This window comes from Flavobacterium anhuiense, assembly GCF_050990855.1.
Lineage (GTDB): Bacteria > Bacteroidota > Bacteroidia > Flavobacteriales > Flavobacteriaceae > Flavobacterium > Flavobacterium anhuiense_C.
Genome location: NZ_CP158861.1, coordinates 4,028,882 through 4,051,549, shown reverse-complemented (window position 1 = coordinate 4,051,549; position 22,668 = coordinate 4,028,882). Strand labels below are relative to the sequence as shown.

The 22,668-nt window shown below is 35.6% G+C and carries 15 protein-coding genes; 11 read left to right on the top strand and 4 right to left on the bottom strand.

Translation table 11 applies throughout. The features are described from left to right. Positions 1 to 63: 63 nt before the first annotated feature. A complete protein-coding gene (locus ABTV69_RS17880) occupies positions 64 to 1,119 on the top strand; it encodes a proline iminopeptidase-family hydrolase (protein WP_433831182.1) in 1,056 nt (351 codons plus the stop codon). A gap of 293 nt (positions 1,120 to 1,412) precedes the next feature. Next, positions 1,413 to 2,408, top strand: coding sequence for an SDR family NAD(P)-dependent oxidoreductase (locus tag ABTV69_RS17875; RefSeq protein WP_433831180.1), 996 nt, complete (start codon positions 1,413 to 1,415; stop codon positions 2,406 to 2,408). 10 nt (positions 2,409 to 2,418) lie between these two features. On the opposite strand, the gene ABTV69_RS17870 is transcribed toward ABTV69_RS17875, so the two are convergent. After that, positions 2,419 to 3,366, bottom strand: a complete 948-nt coding sequence (locus tag ABTV69_RS17870) for a hypothetical protein (protein WP_433831178.1) — start codon at positions 3,364 to 3,366, stop codon at positions 2,419 to 2,421. A 203-nt stretch (positions 3,367 to 3,569) separates the two neighbouring features. Between ABTV69_RS17870 and ABTV69_RS17865 the strand changes: the two genes are divergently transcribed. From ABTV69_RS17865 to ABTV69_RS17840, 6 genes are all read left to right on the top strand, one after another. Beyond that, entirely contained in the window at positions 3,570 to 4,157 is a 588-nt protein-coding gene (locus ABTV69_RS17865; RefSeq protein WP_433831176.1) for an RNA polymerase sigma-70 factor, read from the top strand. 90 nt (positions 4,158 to 4,247) lie between these two features. Continuing rightward, entirely contained in the window at positions 4,248 to 5,177 is a 930-nt protein-coding gene (locus tag ABTV69_RS17860; protein ID WP_433831174.1) for a FecR family protein, read from the top strand. A gap of 145 nt (positions 5,178 to 5,322) precedes the next feature. Continuing rightward, on the top strand, positions 5,323 to 8,697 hold the full coding sequence (locus ABTV69_RS17855) for a SusC/RagA family TonB-linked outer membrane protein (RefSeq protein ID WP_433831172.1): 3,375 nt from the start codon (positions 5,323 to 5,325) through the stop codon (positions 8,695 to 8,697). Positions 8,698 to 8,704: 7 nt separating this feature from the next. Next, positions 8,705 to 10,138, top strand: a complete 1,434-nt coding sequence (locus ABTV69_RS17850) for a SusD/RagB family nutrient-binding outer membrane lipoprotein (protein ID WP_433831170.1) — start codon at positions 8,705 to 8,707, stop codon at positions 10,136 to 10,138. A 9-nt stretch (positions 10,139 to 10,147) separates the two neighbouring features. Then, on the top strand, positions 10,148 to 11,722 hold the full coding sequence (locus ABTV69_RS17845) for a calcineurin-like phosphoesterase C-terminal domain-containing protein (protein WP_433831168.1): 1,575 nt from the start codon (positions 10,148 to 10,150) through the stop codon (positions 11,720 to 11,722). A gap of 13 nt (positions 11,723 to 11,735) precedes the next feature. Continuing rightward, positions 11,736 to 12,638: a glycerophosphodiester phosphodiesterase family protein gene (locus ABTV69_RS17840; protein WP_433831166.1), complete on the top strand. Its 903-nt coding sequence runs from the start codon at positions 11,736 to 11,738 to the stop codon at positions 12,636 to 12,638. 140 nt (positions 12,639 to 12,778) lie between these two features. Here ABTV69_RS17840 and ABTV69_RS17835 read toward each other — a convergent pair whose 3' ends face one another. From ABTV69_RS17835 to ABTV69_RS17825, 3 genes are all read right to left on the bottom strand, one after another. Next, complete coding sequence (locus tag ABTV69_RS17835; RefSeq protein ID WP_433831164.1) at positions 12,779 to 14,782, bottom strand: RagB/SusD family nutrient uptake outer membrane protein; 2,004 nt, start codon at positions 14,780 to 14,782, stop codon at positions 12,779 to 12,781. A 12-nt stretch (positions 14,783 to 14,794) separates the two neighbouring features. Next, complete coding sequence (locus tag ABTV69_RS17830) at positions 14,795 to 18,187, bottom strand: SusC/RagA family TonB-linked outer membrane protein (RefSeq protein WP_433831162.1); 3,393 nt, start codon at positions 18,185 to 18,187, stop codon at positions 14,795 to 14,797. A 315-nt stretch (positions 18,188 to 18,502) separates the two neighbouring features. Next, entirely contained in the window at positions 18,503 to 18,961 is a 459-nt protein-coding gene (locus ABTV69_RS17825; protein ID WP_433831160.1) for an RNA methyltransferase, read from the bottom strand. A gap of 214 nt (positions 18,962 to 19,175) precedes the next feature. Here ABTV69_RS17825 and ABTV69_RS17820 point away from each other — a divergent pair, with 214 nt between their 5' ends. From ABTV69_RS17820 to ABTV69_RS17810, 3 genes are read left to right on the top strand one after another with little or no spacing between them, the layout of a single operon-like run. Beyond that, positions 19,176 to 19,877, top strand: coding sequence for an outer membrane beta-barrel protein (locus ABTV69_RS17820; protein WP_433831158.1), 702 nt, complete (start codon positions 19,176 to 19,178; stop codon positions 19,875 to 19,877). Between the two features lie 11 nt (positions 19,878 to 19,888). Then, entirely contained in the window at positions 19,889 to 20,620 is a 732-nt protein-coding gene (locus tag ABTV69_RS17815; protein WP_433831156.1) for an outer membrane beta-barrel protein, read from the top strand. Between the two features lie 30 nt (positions 20,621 to 20,650). Next, positions 20,651 to 22,618 carry a T9SS type A sorting domain-containing protein gene (locus ABTV69_RS17810; RefSeq protein ID WP_433831154.1) on the top strand — a complete coding sequence of 656 codons (1,968 nt, stop codon included), beginning with the start codon at positions 20,651 to 20,653 and terminating at the stop codon, positions 22,616 to 22,618. The last annotated feature ends 50 nt before the right edge of the window (positions 22,619 to 22,668 follow it).

Below are 22,668 nucleotides of genomic sequence, written 5' to 3'. Positions count from 1 at the left end.
GTTACATGAAATTGACTACATTTAGAGTGGCAAAAAAGTATATTAATTTAAAGTAAAAGATTTATGACTGCTTACAAAACTATCTTTATGGCTGTTTTATGTGTACTGTTTTTTTCTGCATGTAATGATAAAAATAATACAGAAATAGAAAAAGAAGCGCTTAGTGACTATTTAAAAGACACATCTGTAGGCCTAAAAACAGGAGGGATAAAAGTCATAGAAATAAACACTCCAAAAGGAAAGTTTAAGGTTTGGACCAAACGTATTGGAAATAATCCGAAAATAAAACTGCTTTTATTAAATGGAGGACCAGGAGCGACACATGAATATTTTGAATGTATGGAAAGCTTTCTGCCTCAGGAAGGTATCGAATTTATTTATTACGATCAGCTAGGTACTGGGAACTCAGATAATCCGAATGATCCTGCGTTTTGGGATCTAGACCGTTATGTTGAAGAAGTAGATCAAGTGCGCAAAGCTCTTGATCTGGATAAAAGCAATTTCTATTTATTAGGACATTCCTGGGGCGGAATTCTCGCTGCGCAGTATGCTCTTAAATATCAACAGAATTTGAAAGGGCTTATTATTTCCAATATGATGATGAGTGCCATTGATTACGATAAATATGCTGACGAAGTATTGGCAAAGCAGATGGAACCAAAAGTATTGGCAAGGATTAGAGAAATTGAGAAGAATAAAGATTTTGGAAATCCCGAGTATATGCAGTTGCTGTTGCCTCACTTTTATACCAAGCATATATTGCGTCTAGACGCAGATAAATGGCCTGAGCCTGTAAACAGATCCTTTGGCAAAATAAATCAATCTTTATATGTTACCATGCAGGGACCAAGCGAATTTGGGTTATCAGGGAAGCTTGAAAAATGGGATGTTAAAAAAGAGCTTCCAAAACTAACGGTTCCAACATTGTCTATAGGCGCTAAGTATGACACTATGGATCCAGAACACATGAAATGGATTGCATCACAAGTAAAAAATGGCACTTATCTGTATTGCCCTAATGGTAGTCATATGAGCATGTACGACGATCAGGATATTTACATGAAGGGATTGATTCAATTTTTGAAGGATACAGATGCTAATAAACAGAAAACATTTTGAATTAAAGACTTACTATGCCCAGAGCCAGAAATTATTTCTGGTTTTTTTATGTCAATTTTTGATGATAATGTTTTTGTCGCAATTAAAATATGAAAGTAGATTTTGTGTTTTTAATGCGTTGTTATATAGTTTTTTATGAATTGAAATTTTACAAATTATAATATTGAATCTTATAAAATAGAAAGAACAAATACATCGTATTTTCATAATGAAAAAGCCTTCGATTTTAAATTTTACATCTCATATTTATGAAAATCAATTCTATTTTGAAGATAATAAAAACACTTTCTGTTTTGTTTGTATTTTGCATTTTTATAACAAGTTGTTCTACTTGGAAAGTGGGAAATGCTGGTCAAAAGAAAATTGCTGCTAGAACCTATGTTATAATAGGTGCTTCAAGCGGTATGGGACGCGGTATTGCCGAACAGCTCGGAAAATATAAGGCTAATGTTATTCTTGCGGCGAGACGAACAGAGCTGCTGGAAGAAGTCGCCGATACAATACGCAAATCCGGCGGTAAAGCAGTTGTGGTTACAATGGATATCAGCAAGCAGGAAGATTTGCAGAGAGTGAAAGAAGTGGCTTTAAAAGAATATTCTAAAATTGATGTATGGATCAACATGGCTGGAATTACAGCTGTAGGTCGGTTTTGGGAAGTTCCAATTGAGGATCAAATGCGTGTGATAGATGTCAATTTGAAAGGGTTTTTCTATTCGAGCAGGACAGCGATTGAGCAGTTTATAATACAAAAAGAAGGTACACTTATTAATGTAGCATCCGTTATGGGTGAGATTCCGCTGGCTTATCAGAGTGGTTATTCTGCAACTAAATCGGGCATTCGAAGTTTAGATCTTGCCCTTTCTCAGGAACTGCGTCTCAATGGCTACAATGATATTAAGGTTGTTACGATCGAGCCCTGGGCAGTTGATACTCCTATTTGGCGTCATGCAGCCAATTATACAGGAGTCGAACCGAAAATGGCGATGATGGACGAACCTGAAAAAATTGTTAATGCTGTTTTAAGAAAATCGCTAAGACCAAAAAAAATAGTGCCCGTGGGATGGAAAGCTCAGGTTTCATCGTTCAGTGCAAATGTTTTTCCAAGATTTTCTGAACATTTAGGAGGTAATATGGTTCAAAAATATATGATTGAAACAGGGCCAGAAACACCAAATACACAAGGTTCTATCTACAAACCCATGCCCGAAGGACGCGGTATAGATGATGGCGCAGATGAAAGAATGAAAGAATACAAAAAGAATAAGAAAAAAAAAGACATTAGAAAGTAGAAAATATATTCTAATTCTCCAGCTCTGTTCTAGAAGCAACGAGACGAAAAAGCGGTTCATATTTTTTTATCTGAATGCCAAGATCTTCATCTTGATCGGCAGGTCCTATACTACCTTGCAAACAATATAATTTCTGTTGGTCCAGAAACATAAATTGCAACATTCTTACTTTCATACCTTCGTTTTGATAGTTTACGGATTCCTCCACTTCGATCATTAATCCAGGAGTATCATCAATAATCATAGCCTCTGTACGAATAAGTTTAGTTTGCGGCGATAGAAAAGTCGAAACAGATTTTTCATTTAATTGAATTGCATGCAGTTCTTCTGGCAAATCATAGACCACAATAAGTATTTTTTCAATTCCATTTCCGTGACAGCTCGTAAATTGCTGAATGGTTTCTGGCATTTCTGCTTCTTGAGCGAGCCAACTTTTTGGAACAGGAATTTTTATCGCGATATTATCCGCTTTAGGATGATTTTCCGAAGAAAAAACAGCGACATGTCCATCAGTAATTTCCTGATGGGGCGCATCATGATATTTAAACGAAAGAATTCCTTTTGGAAGCATTGCATTGTTGTGATAATTAGATCTTTCTTTTATTTTTAAAAGAAAATCATGTGCATACTGTTCTTTTTCAATCGGATTTGCAAGCTGAAGATTCAGAAGAGAATCAAGGTGTATGTGTAGCGAATCAATTTGCTGACGGCTAAGTTCTTCTTTTAAAAATTGATTAAGATTTTTTTCAGTTCGCCCAAAAACAATTTTGAGGTCTTTCTCGGTTTCAGAAACTTTAGGCTTAAGATGCGGAAACTGTTGTGCCACTTTTTTAAGTGCAGCGTTCTGTCCTTTAATAAAAGCATAAGTTTCTATTGCAAATGCGACTTTTGCATCATATTTCTGTGAAAAGCATACACAAGAAAATAATAAGATTAAAACGCTGAAATGTCGGGCCATTGTGTTTGAGAAAGTTATGTTGATTTTTACATTTCAAATTTGTTAAAACGCTCACATTATCAGTTACACAATTACAAAGTGTTGTTATACAGTTTCCATGTTCCAAAAAAATATTAAAAAGCTTTTATTTAATTTAACAAAAAGATAAATTAACTTCTTAGGTATTTTTTCTCGGTTGTTTTTCATTTGCTTTTTATCTAAATATGGAAAGAGATCTTTTGAAAATGCCCGATGATGAACTTCAAAAATTAATTTTTGAAGGAAATGACGCTGCGTTCTCAATTATTTTTAACCGCTATTGGAAAAAACTTTATTCTTACGCTTTCAAAATATATAAAGACGAAGCAGTTTGCGAAGATATAGTGCAGGAAATCTTTATAAGTCTGTGGAGAAATACTTCAAATACTGTTATCTTAAACCTTGAGGCTTACCTTTTTAGAGCAGTAAAGTATAAAGTTGCAAATCAGATTAGAAATTTAAAATTTGATCAGCAGCATATTGAAGTTTTAGAAACTATTCCAGATCCAAGTTTCTCCATGAATGACCTGGAATATGTCGACTTTGAGAAAAGTATAAATGACCAAATTAATAAACTAACTCCAAAATGCAGAGAGGTTTTTCTTCTTAGTAGAATTGAGCATTTTACCAACGCCGAAATCGCGGCAAAATTAAACCTGTCTATTCATACCGTAGAGAAACATATTAGCAATGCGCTAAAGCAGCTTCGACTAAGTTCTACGTCTTATAATTATCTTCTTTTTTACTGGGCAGCGTTCTTTTATGTTAACTAAAAAATACTGGTTTTAAGAAAACGTTAAGCCTGCTTTTTCGACTACTTGTTCGATTCAAAAAATGTGACTTGTTTATAAAAGCATATTATTTTGAAAAAAGAAACCTTTTTGCTGTTAGCAGAAAAATACGAAAAAGGTACTTGCACACCTGAAGAAAAAATAGCTGTTGAAGCATTTTTTGATAAGATGCAAAATCAAACATCACATATAGAAAATAACATATCTGATGAAAAAGGTGAGGTAATTCTAAATAAGATATTCTCAGAATTACACGTTAAGCCAAAAAAATATAGTATTCAAAAAGCATTAAAGGTAGCCGCAGTTTTGGTTACTGGACTTACAATTGCGTTTACTGCAGCAAAGTTTGCTTTTAAACCTGCTACAATTACGCAAGTTACTGCCAAAGGAGAAAAGAAAGAGGTTTTCCTAGAAGATGGCAGTGTCATTGTTTTAAACTCAAACAGTAGCGTCACATATCCAGAAGAATTCGAATCGACAAGAAATATAGCACTCGATGGACAAGCTTATTTTAAAGTGTTTAGAGATGTAAAACGACCTTTTGTTGTACAAACTCATGATGTGAAAGTTAGGGTTTTGGGAACTTCATTCGATATTGATTCTTATAAACATCACGACACCAAAGTGAGTGTCATTACAGGAAAAGTGGAAGTGACTTCGCCAACCGGAAAGAAAGTGCAGATTATTAAAAATCAGCAAGCCGATTTGATAAACAATTCTGATTTACAAATTTCTACAGAAAACAGTGATGATAAAATTGCTTGGATTAGCAATACTATTATTCTTAAAAACACGAAACTTTCTGAAACGGTCAAAATAATAGAAAATTGGTACAACGTAGACATTTTTATTGAAGATCAAGAATTGAATAATCTAACCATTTCAGGAAAGTTTAAAGATGAAAAACTAGAAAATGTTCTAGAAAGTATTGCCTATTTGAAACAGCTAAAAATAAATTACACAACTAAAAACCAAATCACTATAAGAAAAAAGAAACCTTAGAAAATAAAAAAAGAAACCCGCTTCCGGTGCAACGGAAACGGGCATTTTAAAACAGACTAAAAATAAAATTTATAGCCTAATAGTAATGAACACGAAACTACAATTTTTTTTCAATAAGTATATAAAGATGAAAAATCTTTACTTAATGATTTTATTAATTTTTTCCTTTAACGGATTTGCTTCAGTCCAATCTGTGAAAGACGTACAAATAAGCCTTAATCTGAAAGATGCTACAATTACAGAATTTTTTAAGGCGGTAGAGCAGAAAACAACTTTTACTTTTGTTTTTGATGAAAAAATATCTGGAACCTCACAACGCATTTCGATTTATGCAGATAAAGAAAGCTTGGATGGAGTGCTGACGAAAATCGCAGCAAAAACAGGATTATCCTTTAGAAAACTAAACAATACAATTACCGTTACGCACAATGCTAGAACACAGATGAATGTGCGCGGAAAAGTATTGGACGAAACTGGTATGCCAATGCCGGGAGTTACAATTCTTGAGAAAGGGACAAAAACCTCAACAATGACTGATATGGAAGGTAATTTCAGCTTTGCTGTAAGTTCTTCTGCTGTTTTAGTTGTTTCTTATATGGGATATATTTCTCAGGAAGTTAACGCAAGTGCTAGTTTAATTACGATAACATTGAAACCAAGTACCAGCGAATTGAACGAAGTTGTCGTAACAGCGTTGGGAATTAAAAGAGAGGAGAAAAAATTAGGATTCTCGCAGCAAACCATAAAAGCGGACAATTTAGCACAAGGCAGACCTAATAACTGGTCGTCTGGTCTTAAAGGTAAGGTTGCAGGGTTAAGTATAATTTCTACAGGTTCAGGACCTTTAAATTCGCAACAGATCGTTCTGAGAGGAAACAGATCTTTAAGTCCAAAAGGAAATTATGCGCTTATTGTTGTTGATGGAGTTCCTGTAAATGCCGAAATGACAACATCTGGTTCTACGAGCGCTTACATGGGAGAAGATTCTCCGATTGATTACGGAAACGGAATTTCGGATCTTAATTTAGATGATATTGATGCCGTAACAGTGCTTAAAGGTGCAGGTGCAACTGCGCTTTACGGTAGCCGTGCAGCAAATGGAGCTTTGATTATTACTACAAAATCAGGGAAGAGAAATAAAGGTTTAGGAATCTCATTTAACACAGGAGCTACTTTTGATGTCATTCAAAGATGGCCAGATTATCAGTATAGCTACGGACAAGGAACAGGTAATTCTCCAGATGCATCTGGTAATCAATACTATTCTTATGGAAATTCTGCAGACGGAACTTCAACTAGCGGAACGAGTAGTGCGTGGGGACCCGCTTTTACAGGACAAAATTTTTACCAATATGATCCTGCTGTAGAAGGTCAATCTGCACAGCGACTTCCATGGCAATCTTATAGAGATAATCGTAAAGATTTCTGGAGAACAGGTGTGACTTTAAACAATAACATTTCTATTCAAGGTGGCGATAGCAAAGGTTCGATGCGTCTTTCATTAGGAAATCAAAAGAATGAGTGGATCATGCCAAATACAGGTTTTGATCGTGTTACAGCGGCTGTTAATGCTAATTATCAGGTTTCTGATAAAATTAAATTGGGAACAACTGTAAATTACAATACCAGAAACAGTGATAATCTTCCTTCTACAGGTTACAACAACGGTTCGATTGCCTATTTCATGATTTTCCAACAACCCAATATTGATTTAAATTGGTACCGTCCGATTTGGGAGAAAGGAAAAGAGCAAATTCAGCAGTTGCATCCTTTCAGTTCTTTTATTGATAATCCGTATTTGATTGCTTATGAAGCTACGAATACATTAGACAGCGATCAGATTGTGGGGAATATTTTTGCCAATATTACTTTGTCTCCAAATTTAGATTTGATGCTCCGTTCTTCTATGAATACGTATAACCAGACCAGAGAGCAAAAAAGACCCTACAGCATCAACAGATATGCGAAAGGTTTTTATGAGAGACAAGATGTTTTTAAACAAGAAATCAATTCAGATTTTTTGCTTACGTATAAAAAAGACTTTGGAAAATTCTCGCTTACTGCTTCGGCTGGAGGAAATGCCATGAATTATGAATACAGAAGAACTGAAGCAGAGGTAACCGGTTTGGTTGTTCCAGGAGTATATAAGCTTTCAAATGGATCAAGCGCGCCAATTTTGACTTTGGGCGATGCTAATAAAAAAATGAACAGTTTGTATGGTTTGGTGTCGATGTCGTATCGCGATATGCTTTTTGTTGACGTGACAGGTAGAAACGATTGGACTAGTACGCTTCCGGTAGAGAACAATTCATTCTTTTATCCGTCAATTAATACTAGTGCGGTACTTTCTGAAATGTTTTCGCTTCCTAAAACAATTGATTTCTTAAAATACAGACTTTCTTTTGCGCAGGTAGGAAATGATACAGAACCGTATAAAACGCAAAAATATTACGGACAAAGCGCTTTTCCAAGTTCTGCACAGACTTTAACGGTTTTATATAATGATCATTTTAAACCTGAAATTACCACAAGTTTTGAGACAGGTTTTGAAATCAGAATGCTTAAAAATAGACTTACAGCTGATGCGACAATATATGAAAGTATAACCAAAAACCAGATTATTGATATTCCAATGGATTTTTCTACAGGTTACAGCGGAGCAGTTTTAAACGGAGGAAAAGTTAGAAACCGTGGAATTGAATTGACTCTTGGCGGGAAAATTATTGAAGCGAAAAACTTTAAATGGACCTCAACTCTAAATTGGTCACGCAATTGGAATAAAGTAATGGAATTGCCAGAAGGAATTGATGGGCAGCAGATAATTGGCACGGGAGGAACAGCTTCTATTATCGCAAAAGTAGGCGGAACTACAAGTGCTATTTACGGTTTTGGTTTCGTAAGATCTCCTGACGGACAGATTGTGTACGATAATGCAGGTCTTCCGGCTTATCCTGAAGAAATACAATACATTGGTGATGCAAGTCCAAAATGGAAAGCAGGTTTAACAAATAGTTTTTCTATTGGAAATTTTACAATGAATGTAACGATCGACGGTCAGTATGGTGGAATTATTTATTCGCAAACGCATCATAAACTTTCTGAGCAAGGAAAATTAAACTCAAATAATATGGGAAGAGAAACTGGCTTTATCATTGGTGAGGGGGTAGTTCAAAATGCAGATGGATCTTATTCTCCAAACACTAAACAAGTAAAAACAGCAGATTGGTATGGTCGTTATTACCGCAGAGCGAATATCGAGTCAAACTCTTTCGATGCTTCTTTTGGAAAACTTCGTGAAATCAGTCTTCAATACAATCTTCCAAAAAGATGGTTGAAAAATACGGGATTGCAATCGCTTCAATTTTCTTTATTCGGAAGAGATTTAGCAACCGTTTCAGATTTCCCAATTTACGATCCAGAAACTGCAGCATTAAACGGAGATACCATTTTACCAGGTATAGAAATGGGACAAATGCCTTCGCCAGCTACTTATGGTTTCAATTTAAGTTTGACTTTATAATAAGACAATGAAAAAGATAAAAATTACAGCAATAATCCTATTACTAACAGGAATTACTATTTCTTGTTCGTCAGGTTTTGAAGAACTTAACGAAAATCCTAATCTTATAACAGAAATAAGTCCAGGTACCTTATTGAATCCGATTATTTACGGAATTGCTTCGCAAAACGCAACTCAAAGTGTAGATGTTACTTTCAATCTAATGCAAGTTTCACTTCCTTTTCCTAGTATTACTGGAGGTTTGCATCGTTACGATGTGAGCAATAATATTGGTAATTCGGCTTGGAATAATTATTACAAATGGCTTAATAATATTAGAGAAATGCGAATGGCTTCCGTAAAAGCGGGAGACGGTAATTACGAAGCGGTTGCACTAACGCTAAATGCTTTGGTTTATGCCAATCTTACCGATCTTTTTGGACCAGTGCCAATGACGGAAGCAGTTCGCGGAGAGGACGGAATTCTGTATCCAAAATACGATAAACAAGAGTTTATTTACGAAACGCTTTTAGCAGATTTAGAAAGAGCCAATACGCTTTATGATACAAGTAAAGCGATGATTTATACGGAAGATATTTTGTTTCAGAATAATGTTTTGAAGTGGAAAAAATTGACAAACTCTTTAAAAATGAGATTACTGTTAAGGGTTTCAAACCGAACAGAAATTGGCGCTTTTGAGAAATTGGCTTATATGGCAGATCATCCAGAAATTTATCCTGTTTTTACCAATACGGCTGAAAGTGCTATTTTGAAAGTGACAGGGGTATCTCCAAATATGTCTCCGTGGGGAAGACCTCAAGATTTTAATTTGAATATTAAAATGGCTTCTTTCTTTATTGATAATTTAAATACGCTTGAAGATCCAAGAAGAGCCATAATCGCTACAGGAGCAACAGCTTTGGTAACCAATGTGCCAATTGGATTTAAAGGAATTACAAGTGCTTACGCAGGTTCAGATTCTCAGTTTAAATATAACGCTTCGACGCTTTTGAATACGCAAGTTCAAAATCCGATGCAGATTTTTATTCTGACTTATGCTGAAGTTGAATTTATCAAAGCAGAATTGGCACAGCGAGGTTTGATTGCTGATGCACAAGGTCATTACGAAAAAGGGGTTAAAGCCGGAATCGAGCAATTAAAAGCTACAACTCCAACCACATATTTTGATAAAGCAGAAGCAAAGTACGACGGAACTTTAGAAAGAATCATGTTGCAAAAATACTTCGCTTTGTATTTTACAGATTATCAGCAATGGTTTGAGTATCGTAGAACCGGACTTCCAGTATTGCCAACAACAACGGCAATGCTTAATGACGGAGTGATGCCGTCAAGATTCACTTATCCAGATAATCAGCAAATTAAAAATAATGCAAATTATTTAGAAGCTGTTGAAATGGTTGGCGGTGATAATATCAATACTAAAGTTTGGTGGGATAAATAAATTTAGAAAATGAAAAAGACATTTATATATAGTGCAGTTCTGTTGTGTGGTGTTTTGACAGCGCAGACAACTGTAAAAGGAATCGTTTATGAAGATTTAAATCAAAACGGTAAAAAAGAAAAGAAAGAAAAAGGAATCGCAAATATTGCCGTTACCAATGGTCGCGAAGTAGTTTTGACGGATAAAAAAGGCAATTACGAACTTCCGTTAAAAGACGATGCGATTATAGCGGTAATCAAACCTTCGGCTTATAAAATTCAGGTGAATAAAGACAATCTGCCTCAGTTCTTCTACAATCATAAACCTGCTGGTTCTCCAAAAGGCAAGTTTGAAGGAGTGGCGCCAACAGGAAAACTTCCGGAATCGGTAGATTTTGGTTTGATTCCTCAAAAAGAAACTGCCGATTTTACAGCGCTTGTTTTCGGAGATCCGCAGCCATACACGCTGGAAGAAGTTGATTTTTTTACCAGAGGAATTATTTCTGAAGTCGAAGGAATCAAAAATATTCCGTTCGGATTAAGTATGGGAGATTTGGTTGGAAATGACCTTAGTTTATTCAATCCGTATATTCAGGCGGTTAAAAAAGTTGGTATTCCGTGGTACAATCTTCTTGGAAATCACGATTTAAATTTTGATGCTAAAGCAGATCATTTAGCCGATGAAACGTATGAAGCACATTTCGGTCCAGCTAATTATGCTTTCAATTACGGAAAAGTGCATTTCATTGTTTTAGACGATGTTTTGTATCCGGACCCAAGAGATCATGAAGGCTATTGGGGCGGTTTTACCGAAGAGCAAATGCAGTTTATAGAAAATGATTTGAAAGTGGTTCCTAAAGACAATTTAATCGTAATGGCTTTCCATATTCCGATCAGTGAGCCAGATGCTAAAGATGATTCTTTTAGAGATGAAGATCGTCAAAAGTTATTCGAATTATTGAAAGATTTCCCAAACACACTTTCACTTTCAGCACATACGCATTTGCAACGACAAGATTTTTTCGAAAAGAAAGATGGATGGTTGCAGGAAACACCTCATCATCACTATAATATCGGAACAACATCTGGAGATTGGTATTCTGGAAAATTAGACGAAAAAGGAATTCCAATTTCTGTTATGAGGGACGGAACTCCAAAAGGGTATGCTTTTATTCATTTTAACGGAAATAAATATACAGTTGATTACAAAGTGGCAGGAAAACCAGAGAATTACCAAATGAAAGTTTTTGCTCCAAAAGTAGTTGCTAAAGCAAAACGCACAAAATCTGGAGTATTTGCGAATTTCTTTATGGGAAGCAAAAAAGATAAGGTTGTTTACCGCGTAGATCAAGGTGAATGGAAAGAAATGGAATATGTTGAAGTGCAAGACCCATCGTATGTAGAATTGGTTTACGAATGGGAATTGTCTGAAGTGCTTATGCCAGGAAAGCGTTCATCTGATCCTGAAAAAAGTACGCACGTTTGGAGAGGAAACATTCCTTCTGATCTTGCGATTGGAGAACATGCAATCGAGATTAAAGCGACAGATATGTTTGGCAAAACGCACACGGCAAATACGAGTTACAGAATTGATAAAGTGAAATAATTGATTTTATAAAATGATAAAAATCAAAAAGACAATCGGTGTTTTCGCAGCAGTTTTGACGATTTATTCTTGTGGAAGCCAGAAAGCAGCAACTTCAAAAAGCGTAATAGAAGTGCAAGGCCATCGCGGTGATCGAGGAAACTTTCCAGAAAATTCGATTCCGGCTTTTCTGAGCGCCGTAAAAAAAGGCGTAGATGTTTTAGAACTTGATGTGGTTATTTCTAAAGATCAAAAAGTGGTTGTTTCTCATGAGCCTTTTATGTCTTCGCAATACATGTCAGATTTTGCAGGGAATCCAATTGCGAAGGATAAAGAAAAAAGCTTTAATCTTTATGCAATGACGTACGACAGCATCAGAAAGTTTGACGGAGGTTCAAGAGGCAATGCTAACTTTCCCAATCAGCAAAAGCAAAAAACATACAAGCCTTTGCTGTCAGAAGTGATTGATACTATTGAGGAATATATTGCAAAAAACAAATTGAAACCTGTTCGTTACAATATTGAAATCAAATCTGAAAAAGCAGATTATGGAAAAAGACAGCCAGAACCAGAAGTCTTTACTGAAATGGTGATGAAAGTCATTACAGAAAAAAGGATAGAAAAGAAGATCAATATTCAGTCTTTTGATCCGACGGTTTTAAATGTGATGCATAAAAAATATTCTAAAACAAAATTAGCCTATTTGGTTGGAGAAGGAGGGATCGCTAAAAATCTTTCACTGCTTGATTTTAGACCAGAAATTTATAGTCCGCATTATAAATTGTTAAATAAAACGGCGGTGGATTCTTTGCGACTATTAAAAATGAAAATTATTCCGTGGACTGTAAATGATGATGCAGCAATCAGCAATATGATGCAGCTTCAAGTTGACGGAATTATTACCGATTATCCAGAAAGAGTTTTGGATAAAAGATAGAATGTGTTTAATTGTTTTTTTTCTAATAGGCCTTCAGTTTTGCTGAGGGCTTATTTTTTTTATCATACTTGATTGCAAAAAAAACGAGTTAAATATACTTTAACTCGTTTTTGCCTTATAGATGTTTTCACATCAAAAAATTAGATTTTACTTTCATCAGCCACAGCATCTTGCCATTGATCCCAAATTTTTACGCCAGCGTCATAACCGTCATAACCATAATTCTGACTTAACTGACCTTTGATATTTGGTTCTATTGCAAGTCTAAAAGGAATTGGCCAATAATTGTTTCGTTTGTCCATAGAATAAAACTTTACGCCTGGTTTTAGAGAAATACCAGCTGGATATTTGTTGTATAAGGTATAGTGAACAATGCGCTGCCACCAGTAGCTTCCACCAGTTGCATCTTTTCCTGATTGTTTGTCCCAAGTATCTTTATTGTACGTATTTCCCCATTCGTCAGCTTTTCCGCTTAAAGCCAAACAGTGCGAAATACGTTTTAACTCTACATTTCTCCATTCTTCCAAATAAAGTTCTCTTCCTCTTTCTGCGCAAATATCGCCAATAGTTACTGTAGTGTACATTTGCGAAGCTTTTGCTCTTGCTCTTACCACATTTACATCTTGTGCCGCACCAGAAACGTTTCCTTGATAAAAACGTGCTTCAGCGCGCAATAAATAGGTTTCGGCCAAACGATAGATATACATATGAGCAGTTGCTCCTGCAGTAGCGCCCTGAAAATCATTTGCTGCTGGATTGGCCTCGGCGACAACATCATGATAAAAGATTTTATAGTGTGGAAAATCATACCAATCACGAATAGAATCTTGTGCCAATAATTTACCCGATGCATCTTTCATTCTAAAGCTTTGGCCTGCCCATGTAGCACTTCCACCGGCTCCAGGTGCATATTTAAGATCTTCCATATTAACCCAGTTGCCCACAGTACTGTTATGTCTAAGATCGATTTTATCTTCAATACCATTTACTTTCCACATAGGATGCTGAGAATAGTAAGAACAGCTTATTGTGCCAATACCACGTCCGATAGCTCTTTGGTAATCGTATTTTGCATTGTAATTTGTTTTATCGGTCAACGGGAAACGAGGTGCTGCAGTTTTACCATCTGGAGTAATTAAATTGGCATCGTTCCAGTTTGGTCCAAAAATTCGCATCGAAGAAAAGTTCAAAAAGGATTGTGCTCCTCCATTTGGTGCTACCAGAATAGCTTCAGTATTGGCAGAAATCACTTTGTTTTCAGGTCTGTGCAAATCCCAGATTACATTTCTGGTAATAGGCCATGCCGTAGGATTTCCACCTGGATCAAAAATTCCTAAAGTATTTTGCACCAAGGCATAACCAGATTGATTAATCAAAATATTGGCTTGCGCTTCAGCCTCAGCAAATTTACCAGATGCCAAATAGCATTTAATTAATAACTGACGACAAGCACCTTTACTAATCATACCTACATAACCTATTTTTGCCTGTTCTGGTACCCATTCTACCGCTTTTTCCATATCAGCCGTAATCATTTCTATGATGGCTTCCTTTTTAGTTGAATAATAACTCTGTTTCGGAACTTCCAAAATTTTAGTAATCAATGGGATGTCTCCAAATTGATATACCAGATTGAGATAACGATATGCGCGGTGAAAATAAGCTTGCCCTATATATTTATTTTTAACTTCATCAGATAAACTGGTTACCTTAGGAATATAAGTCAATACCGTATTAGCATTTTTAATACCTGTATACGCTTCTGTCCACATAAAGCCTAGATAAAGCGCTTCACCACCAGCATCTCTTCTAAAATCTCCTGTAGGCACTATCGTATTGGCATAATCAGCAATGTTGCTTCCTGTGTCTGTTTTTCCGTATTGTGCCATGTCTGAGAAAAGATACTCGGTACCAATAGGAACGCTAACTCCAGAATAGCCAAAGTGAATGTAATTGTTACGGAGTTGTTTATCGCATAGTGCTAAAGTTGCCTGCAAACCCGCTTCTGTAGAGAAAGTAGTTTCTGGTTCGTAAAAAGAAAGAGGATCTGCCTCAAGAAAATCTTTTGAGCAAGAACTAGACAGCATCGCCAATACTACGAAAGGCACTAGTCTTGAAATTTTATTTTTAATATATTTTTTCATTGTTGAATAATTTTAAAGTTGGAAATTAAAACCTAAATTAAACTGTCGTGTTGCCAGTCCGCCTGTTTCTGGATCTCCATAATATTTCCATTCTTTAGAAGCTGCCCATGTTGCAACGTTTTGAACTGAAGCATAGATTTTTATACTTTTAATATGAACTTTATCTAAAAGATCTCTAGGAAGAGTATAGGCTAACGAAATATTATCTAAACGTACAAAGCTGCGATCGTATAATCTTCCTGGAGCAACTGGAGTTCCAGCAGGTCCTTTAGCATCAAGACGCGCCCATTTATTTGTTGGGTTGTCCAATGTCCAATACGGATTTACATAAGGATTGAAGTTGAATTTGTACAAACTCGAATCATTAAATGTATTCATATAATTAGAATCAAGCGATTTGCCACCTACATTAGAATACATACTGATACCTAAATCCCAATTTTTATAAATTTTAAAATCATTGCGAAGTGACCATTGTACAGGAGAATTGGAATTGCCTAAAAACTGTTTGTCTTTTTCATTATAAACCGCTTTTTTATATGCATTACCATCTGCATCTACAGCATCTACATCATCAGCTGTGTAGCTATTGGCTACTTTTGGATCTCCAGGACGCTGTCCGTATTTTTGAGCTTCTTTCCATTCGTCTTTCTGCCAGATTCCAGTTATTTTATAATCCCAAATTTGAGTAATTGGCCTGCCGATAAACCATCCATTTGCAGAATCATCGCCTTCTTTTTGTCCGATGACATTTCCGCTATCATCTTTAATATCTACCATGTTGCCATACAAAGACACAATTTTATTCTCGTTGTAAGATATTCCTAGTGTAGTGCGCCATTCAAAATTTGGCTTTTTCATGTTTAGCGTATTAAGGCTCATTTCGACACCTTTATTTTGAACCTCTCCAAGATTAGTGGCAATTGATGAAAATCCTGTAAAACCAGGCAAAGATTGACTCATAATCATGTTGCGAGTAGATGCCTTGTAAAAATCTAAAGTGGCAGTAATGCGATCACGTAAGAAACCTAAATCCAGACCTATATTGTTTGAGGTCGTTTTTTCCCATACTAAATTGGGATTTGCCATACGATCTAATGCTAAATATTTAATTTCAAGAGCCTTTCCTGAAGGGTCTAAATATCCCATTGTACCCGTATTTACAAGGTTTGCCAAAGAAACGTACGGATCTTCAAGTGTTCTGTTTCCATTTTGTCCCCAAGACAAACGCAATTTTCCTGTGCTCATCGCTTCCCAATTGAACCATTTTTCATTTTTAAAGTTCCAAGCAACTCCAAAAGAAGGGAACACGGCATAAGGGTTTGAAGCTCCAAAAGCTGAATATCCATCACGACGAATAGTCGCCGTAAGCATATAACGATTATCATATGAATAGAAAAGCCTAGCCATTAAAGCATCTGCTGTTTCGTGTGTGTCGTTTGATCGAATAGCACTATTGGCCATTGTTGCTGTGTTAACATAATGAAAACCTAAAGCATCTGAAGGCTGAATATTATAGGCATCTGTTTCATCTAACCAATATCGGCGCTCTTCTGCTTCTTGAACAAAAGTGGCAATAAAGTGATGTTTTTGAGCAATTGTATAATCCCACGTTATGGTATTATTCAAGTTGTAATCAAATCTTGTTGAACTTTTTCTATTTACTCCAGTAGTTGCGGCTGGCCAGTTTGGATTTTGTGTTGATCTGAAATAGCGATCGTGAAAAAATTGGTAACGAGGAGCAATATTAAACGAATAAGTGATTCCCAAAGGCAAAGTCACCTTCGCATTAAAAATAGAATTTAAGGTTACATAGCCCGTTTCTTTCTCAATAAACTGGCGTTCATAATAGTAATTATAATTTTGCCCAGAAACATTTTTTCCCATCGGCTGTCTTTCGTAATTGCCATTTGCATCGATAAAGGTTCCAAAAGGGCTTGTTCTCATCATATTATTAGAACCAGAACGCGTATCCAAAGAAGGTGTAACATCTCCATCTGTTCGATCCTGAAAATTAACGTTTGCGCTAAGATCTAACCAATCTGTAATTTTAGCGTCAACTTTCATATTAGAACGGGCTGTTTTATAATCATTTCCAACAATAGCTCCTTCTGAAGTTAAATAGCCAAAAGACATATAGTAATTTACTCTGTCACTTGCGCCAGAAATACTTAAATTATTGTCATGATTAATTCCTGTTCTAAAAGAGCTATCACTCCAATCATGTGTTTTATCGGCCAAGAAATTAGCCATAAGCGAAGGATCAAAATCCAATCCTAAACGTGCGCCCCAAACTTCTTTTGAACTTTTACCGTTGGTTTGAGTAGCGGGCTGATACGCTAACCATTGTGTTTCAGTAATGTCCCATTTGCTTAAATCATTCGGGTTAGAGAAATAGCCTGGTTTGCCATTGGCAACGGTTCCTGCTATAAATGCTTCGTACTGTCCAGTTGCTGTGTTTACACCGTAGGTTTGAGCAGTTTCCCAATCTTCACGATATTTTAAATATCCTTCTGGCGAATACACACTGCGATAAGCGCTTTTATTGCTAATAGTAGTATTGGTAGTAAAGTTTACCATAGGTTTGCCTGTTTTACCTTTTTTGGTCGAAATAAGAATAACCCCTGCGGCAGCTCTTGATCCGTATACAGATGATGCCGAAGCATCTTTTAGAATATCAAGTTGTGCAATATCGTCTGGATTAATTTCTGATAACTCACCATAAAACTGCATTCCGTCTAGAATAATAAGTGGCGAGTTATGAGGTCCTCCTGTTTTTACATTTTTATCTGAATTAGCTGTATACACAGAAGTCTGTCCGCGAATTTGGATATTGCCGCCTCCTTTTGCAGAAGGATCGTAACCCACTCGTACTCCAGGAGTGCCTCTCAAAATGTCCTGAACCGTTTGCGGATTTTGATTTACCAATCTATCTGGCGTAACTTGAACAATCGCACCTGTTAGATCTTTTTTCTTCATTTTTCCATAACCTACTACAACTACCTCATCTAATGAAGTGGTTGCTTTTTGCATTTTTACGGTAATTGTGGTTTTACCATTTAAGCTAACTTCGGTTGTGGTATAACCCAGAAAAGATAGGACTACTATCGAATTGGCATTTTCTACTTTTAAAGCAAATTTTCCGTCAAAATCCGTTAAAGTAGCATTTTTACTTCCTTTTTCAAGTACAGTAACTCCCGGCAGAGGCATACCGTTTTCATCATTTACTTGTCCTTTAATTTCTGTTTGAAGTACATTTGAAGACACTGTTGTACTCTTAGAACTAATAGCATATCCAGAAATTTGAAATAAAGAAAACAAGATGCAAAATAGCATCATTTTCTTTTTCAAATTAAATTGAGACACACCATTAGGACTCTTTTTAATCCTAAAGTGATTTTTCATTTTTGGTTTGAAATTTTGGTTATTGATAGTTAGTTTTCGAAAATCATATCTATTTGATTGCAATATGATTAACGGATGCAAAAATGATTAATTAAGAGTCTTGTGAGGTGTAATATAATACGATTTGAGGGTGCCAATAGTATTGTTTATTGGGTTTCTTTAAAAAAAATAGATTTAAAAAAGAAAATTCTTAAAAAAAGAAGAATGCAATTTAATACCTTGTAAAAAAGGGAAGACTTATTATTTTAATGGCGCAAAAAAAAAATGACTTAAAAACAAGTCATTTTAATTTTGGATTATAAAGTTGTTAAAATATTAAGAACGAGGTTTAGGCAAATTTCTATCATACATTACAATAGTTCCAGCTACCGCTACATTCAAACTTTTTTCTGACTTGAATTTTACTAAATGATGGCATTTTTCCATTACTTTTTTGGATAAGCCATGATCTTCTGCGCCCAATATATAAACACAACGTCTCGGATGTTCGAAAGTTTCAAGATCAGTGGCGTTATCAGATAATTCAACACCAACTAATCGTGCTCCTTTTGGTAAATTTTCAAAAAAAGCTTCAAAAGTATCATAATGAAAATAAGGAATTGCTTTTACCGCATCGTGAGTATCACACGCTTGTTTGGCGTATCGATTGCCAATGGTAAAGATAAAAGTCGCACCTAAATTTTGAGCAGATCGCCATAAAACGCCTAAATTTTCTGGGGTTTTACCATTTTGTATTCCTATACCGAAGTATTCATTTATAAAGTTGTCATTCATAAGGGCAAAAATACAAACTGTAACGGCAAATATCAATTTTTTGTTCAAGGAACGAAATCTCTTTTTTTAATATCGCCTCTGTAGTGCTGTATATAATAGGCAAATATACTTAAAGTAGAGTGGGTGTGTATTTAATCGGTGTTTTTAATCTTTTTATCGGTGTTTTTAAAAATTAAACTAAAATTAATACATATATTCGCAAAAATTTTTTTAAATGAAAGTAATATTACACTTCATAATATTTTGTTGTTTTTTTAATGTTTCAGTTTACGCTCAACATGAAAGTAATATAACCTACGGGTTAAAACTTGGAGCTCTTCACTCCACAATTAGTAATATTCCAGAAAGTATCAAAGGGCGAGACAATACCTTTGACAACAGTGTAATGGAAAGCAAAGGAAAATTCGGATTAGAAGGCGGTTTTTTTATGAACTGCAAACTGTATGACACGCGTGTTGCTATTCAGCCTGAAATTTTATTCCGTCAAATGGGAGAAACCATCACCTATCATGATGCTGTTGGAAAAGAATTTGAACTTGGCCTTAATTACTCTTTTTTACAAATTGGAGCCTTGTATAAAGTATATCCTTACGAAGGATTAAATTTCGGAATAGGCGCTTTTTACGGAATCAACTTGTCGCCTAATGACGTTACTTATACGTCTAATGAAGCAGGTGGAATGTACGATGTGGCAACCCGACAGTTTTATATTGACGGCTTAGATGGCGATGACGATTTTTCGTTGTGTTTTGCATTAGGTTATGAACTTCATAAAAGCATTCACTTTGACTTTCGCTATTACTTGGGCGTAAAAGACATGGTTAAAAGCAATGCATCTTCTTTTCAGTTTATCGAAAACCAAAACAAAAGCAGTGTCTTTAGTTTTTCGTTAGGCTACAGTTTTCATCAATGGTAATTTAATAAAAAATGAAAAAAATTATTCTGCTTCTAGTTTTAGTAAGCACCAAAACTTTATTTGCACAAAGCGATCGCGAAATTACATACGGTTTATTTGCTGGAGGTATTTATTCGAAAATTTCTAATCTTCCAGATGTGATAGTTCCAAAAGGTATTTATGACGGATATACTTTAAAAGAAGAAGGCAAGTTTGGAGGAACTGGCGGTTTTTTTATCAATTGGAAATATCCTTATGCAAAAGTGGCGATCCAAACTGAGGTTTCGTATTCTGGACAAGGAACAGATCTAAATTATGAAGACGAAAAAGGGCTGAAGTATAAAATGACTTTTGGCTACAGCTACATCAATCTTGGCGCTCAATTTAAATTTTATCCTGCCGAAGGATTTTATCTTGGCGTTGGACCTTATGTCGGATTTAATATTGCCTCTGATAATATAAAATACACGTCCAATGCACAAGAAATATTTGCCGATTCTGGCGTTTATTTCGAACCTGATGCCAATGTTCAGAAGGTTTTGAAGGAATCGCTAACAGGTAAAAATTATTTCTACGGAATGTTTTCTGCCGGTTATGAGTTTAGCAATAAGCTTTCTATTGGAGCGCGTTATGCTTTAGGTCTTACAGATGCTTTAAGAACCGAAGAAAATGGACATCGCTACAGCGAAAACAAAAACAAAATCAATAGCATTTCGCTCATTATTGGTTATTCTTTTGATTTTGACGATTTAGGAAACTTCTAGAAACGATTATCATAAAAAGCAGTTTTAATTATGAATAAAAGGATTTTTTTACTGGTAATTTCAAGCCTAATAGGTACAGCAGATGATGCTTTTTCTCAGCAGAAAGTACTTCCTGGAGCGGTTTTAGAGCCTTATTTTTGGATTAAGTCCAGAAATGCCGGTGATAACTATTATTGGGAAACTCTTATAAATAATAAAGAAGCTAAAGTATCGGCTAAAAGGCATGGAGGAGCTGCTTTTAATTTTAATCCAAGTATTGTTTTTGATACCACTCAGGATTCGCTTATTGTGCCGTTGGGCATAGAAAGCAAAAGACGCCAAACCTTATTTATGGTTTATAAAGTGAAAGACAGTTTGAAAGAACAGTTTTTATGGACAATAAATGATCCAGAGAAAATAATTTCGGCGGCGACAAACAAACGATTGGTCGATTTAAAGAAATATTCGTATCAATCCTATCAGGAAAAGATTAAACCGCATAAAGCGAATATTCATTTTTTTCAGCAGAATGTTACAGATAGCGTTGCAAAACTATCATCGCTGATTTTTGGTCAGAAAGCAAAAAATGAAAAACTACCGCCAGAGGAATTTAAAGGAAGCATTAGCGAAATCTTAATCTACAACCGTGTTTTATCCGGAATCGAAACGCAAAAGGCAGCCAGTTATTTGGCCATTAAGTACGGAATATCGCTTTCTCAATTTGACAATAAAAATTACATCAACAGTTTAGGAGAAACGATTTGGAATGCAGAGAAACATAAAGGATATACTTCATCAATTACCGCAGTTGGGCGCGATGATGCCAGCGGATTATTGCAACTTAAAAGTAATAATATGATCGATGAAGGATTAATGTCCTTTGAGCTAAAAAGCAAATCGAATACAATCCCAAATAATTATTTTGCTTTTTGGAGCGATAACGGAAAAAATCTTTTAGTTAAAAAACAAGAGCAAGGCGAGCCAATTGGTGTTTCTAGAGAATGGCAATTGGATTTTGCAAATCCTTCCGATTTAAGTTTAGATTGGAATTTCAATCCAGCATTCATAAAAGGAACTTTGCCAAGAGATACATATTACTGGCTTTTGGTAGATTATTCTGGAAAAGGAACTTATGACGAAGCAGATTCTGAATACATTCGATTGGGAAGCACTTCAAGTTCAGAGAAATTATCTTTAAAAGATTTTGACTGGAATAAACACAAATCTGGAACTGCAAAATTTACTTTGAAAGTGGCACCTCAAATGTTCAGTAGAGTTTGGATTACTGATGCAGTCTGCGGAGTAGCAAGTTCAGGAGAATTAAATTATACCATTGAAGGGGGAGAAGCGCCTTTTACTGTTACCGTAAAAAAAGAAGGCAGCGAAACGGTTGTAAAGCAATGGAGTCAAGCGGCAAAAAGCAATTCTGGAGTAAAACTGGCATCGGGAACGTATGATTATATTGTAAAAGACGGAAAAGGAAATCTATATTCTGAAACCGTTTTTGTGGCCGATAAAGAAGGCACTTTTCCTAATTTGAAATCAGAATATTTGCTTACTGATGGAAACGCATTGCTTTTGGACGCAAGTAAAGATCTTCCTGTGGGGAACTATGAATACCAATGGTTTTATGAAGGGAATTTTATTGATGATAATGCGAAGATATTAGTCGATCAAGCGGGAACGTATGAGCTTCGATTGCTAAATGCGCAGGAATGTAAAACGTCTAAGAAAATTGCCATAACTACAGACGGAAAAGAAATTACCGATGCAAGCGTCTTGATTTTATATCCAAACCCAACAGTAGACGGAAGATTTGCCATCGCCATGCAGTTTCCTAAAAAGACCAACGCCACAATAGGAATTTACGCTGTTTCAGGGACACTTTTAAAAGAAAAGAAATACAGCCAAGTTGAAACCTACTTGCACGAAGACCAGATTATTGGCGCTTCAGGAATGTATCTGGTAAAAGTAGAATCAGATTTTGGCACTAAAACTTTCAAAGTTATTGTGAAATAATGCACCGCAGAAGTTTTTCTTCTTTCGGATACTTAAATAAACTATAAACC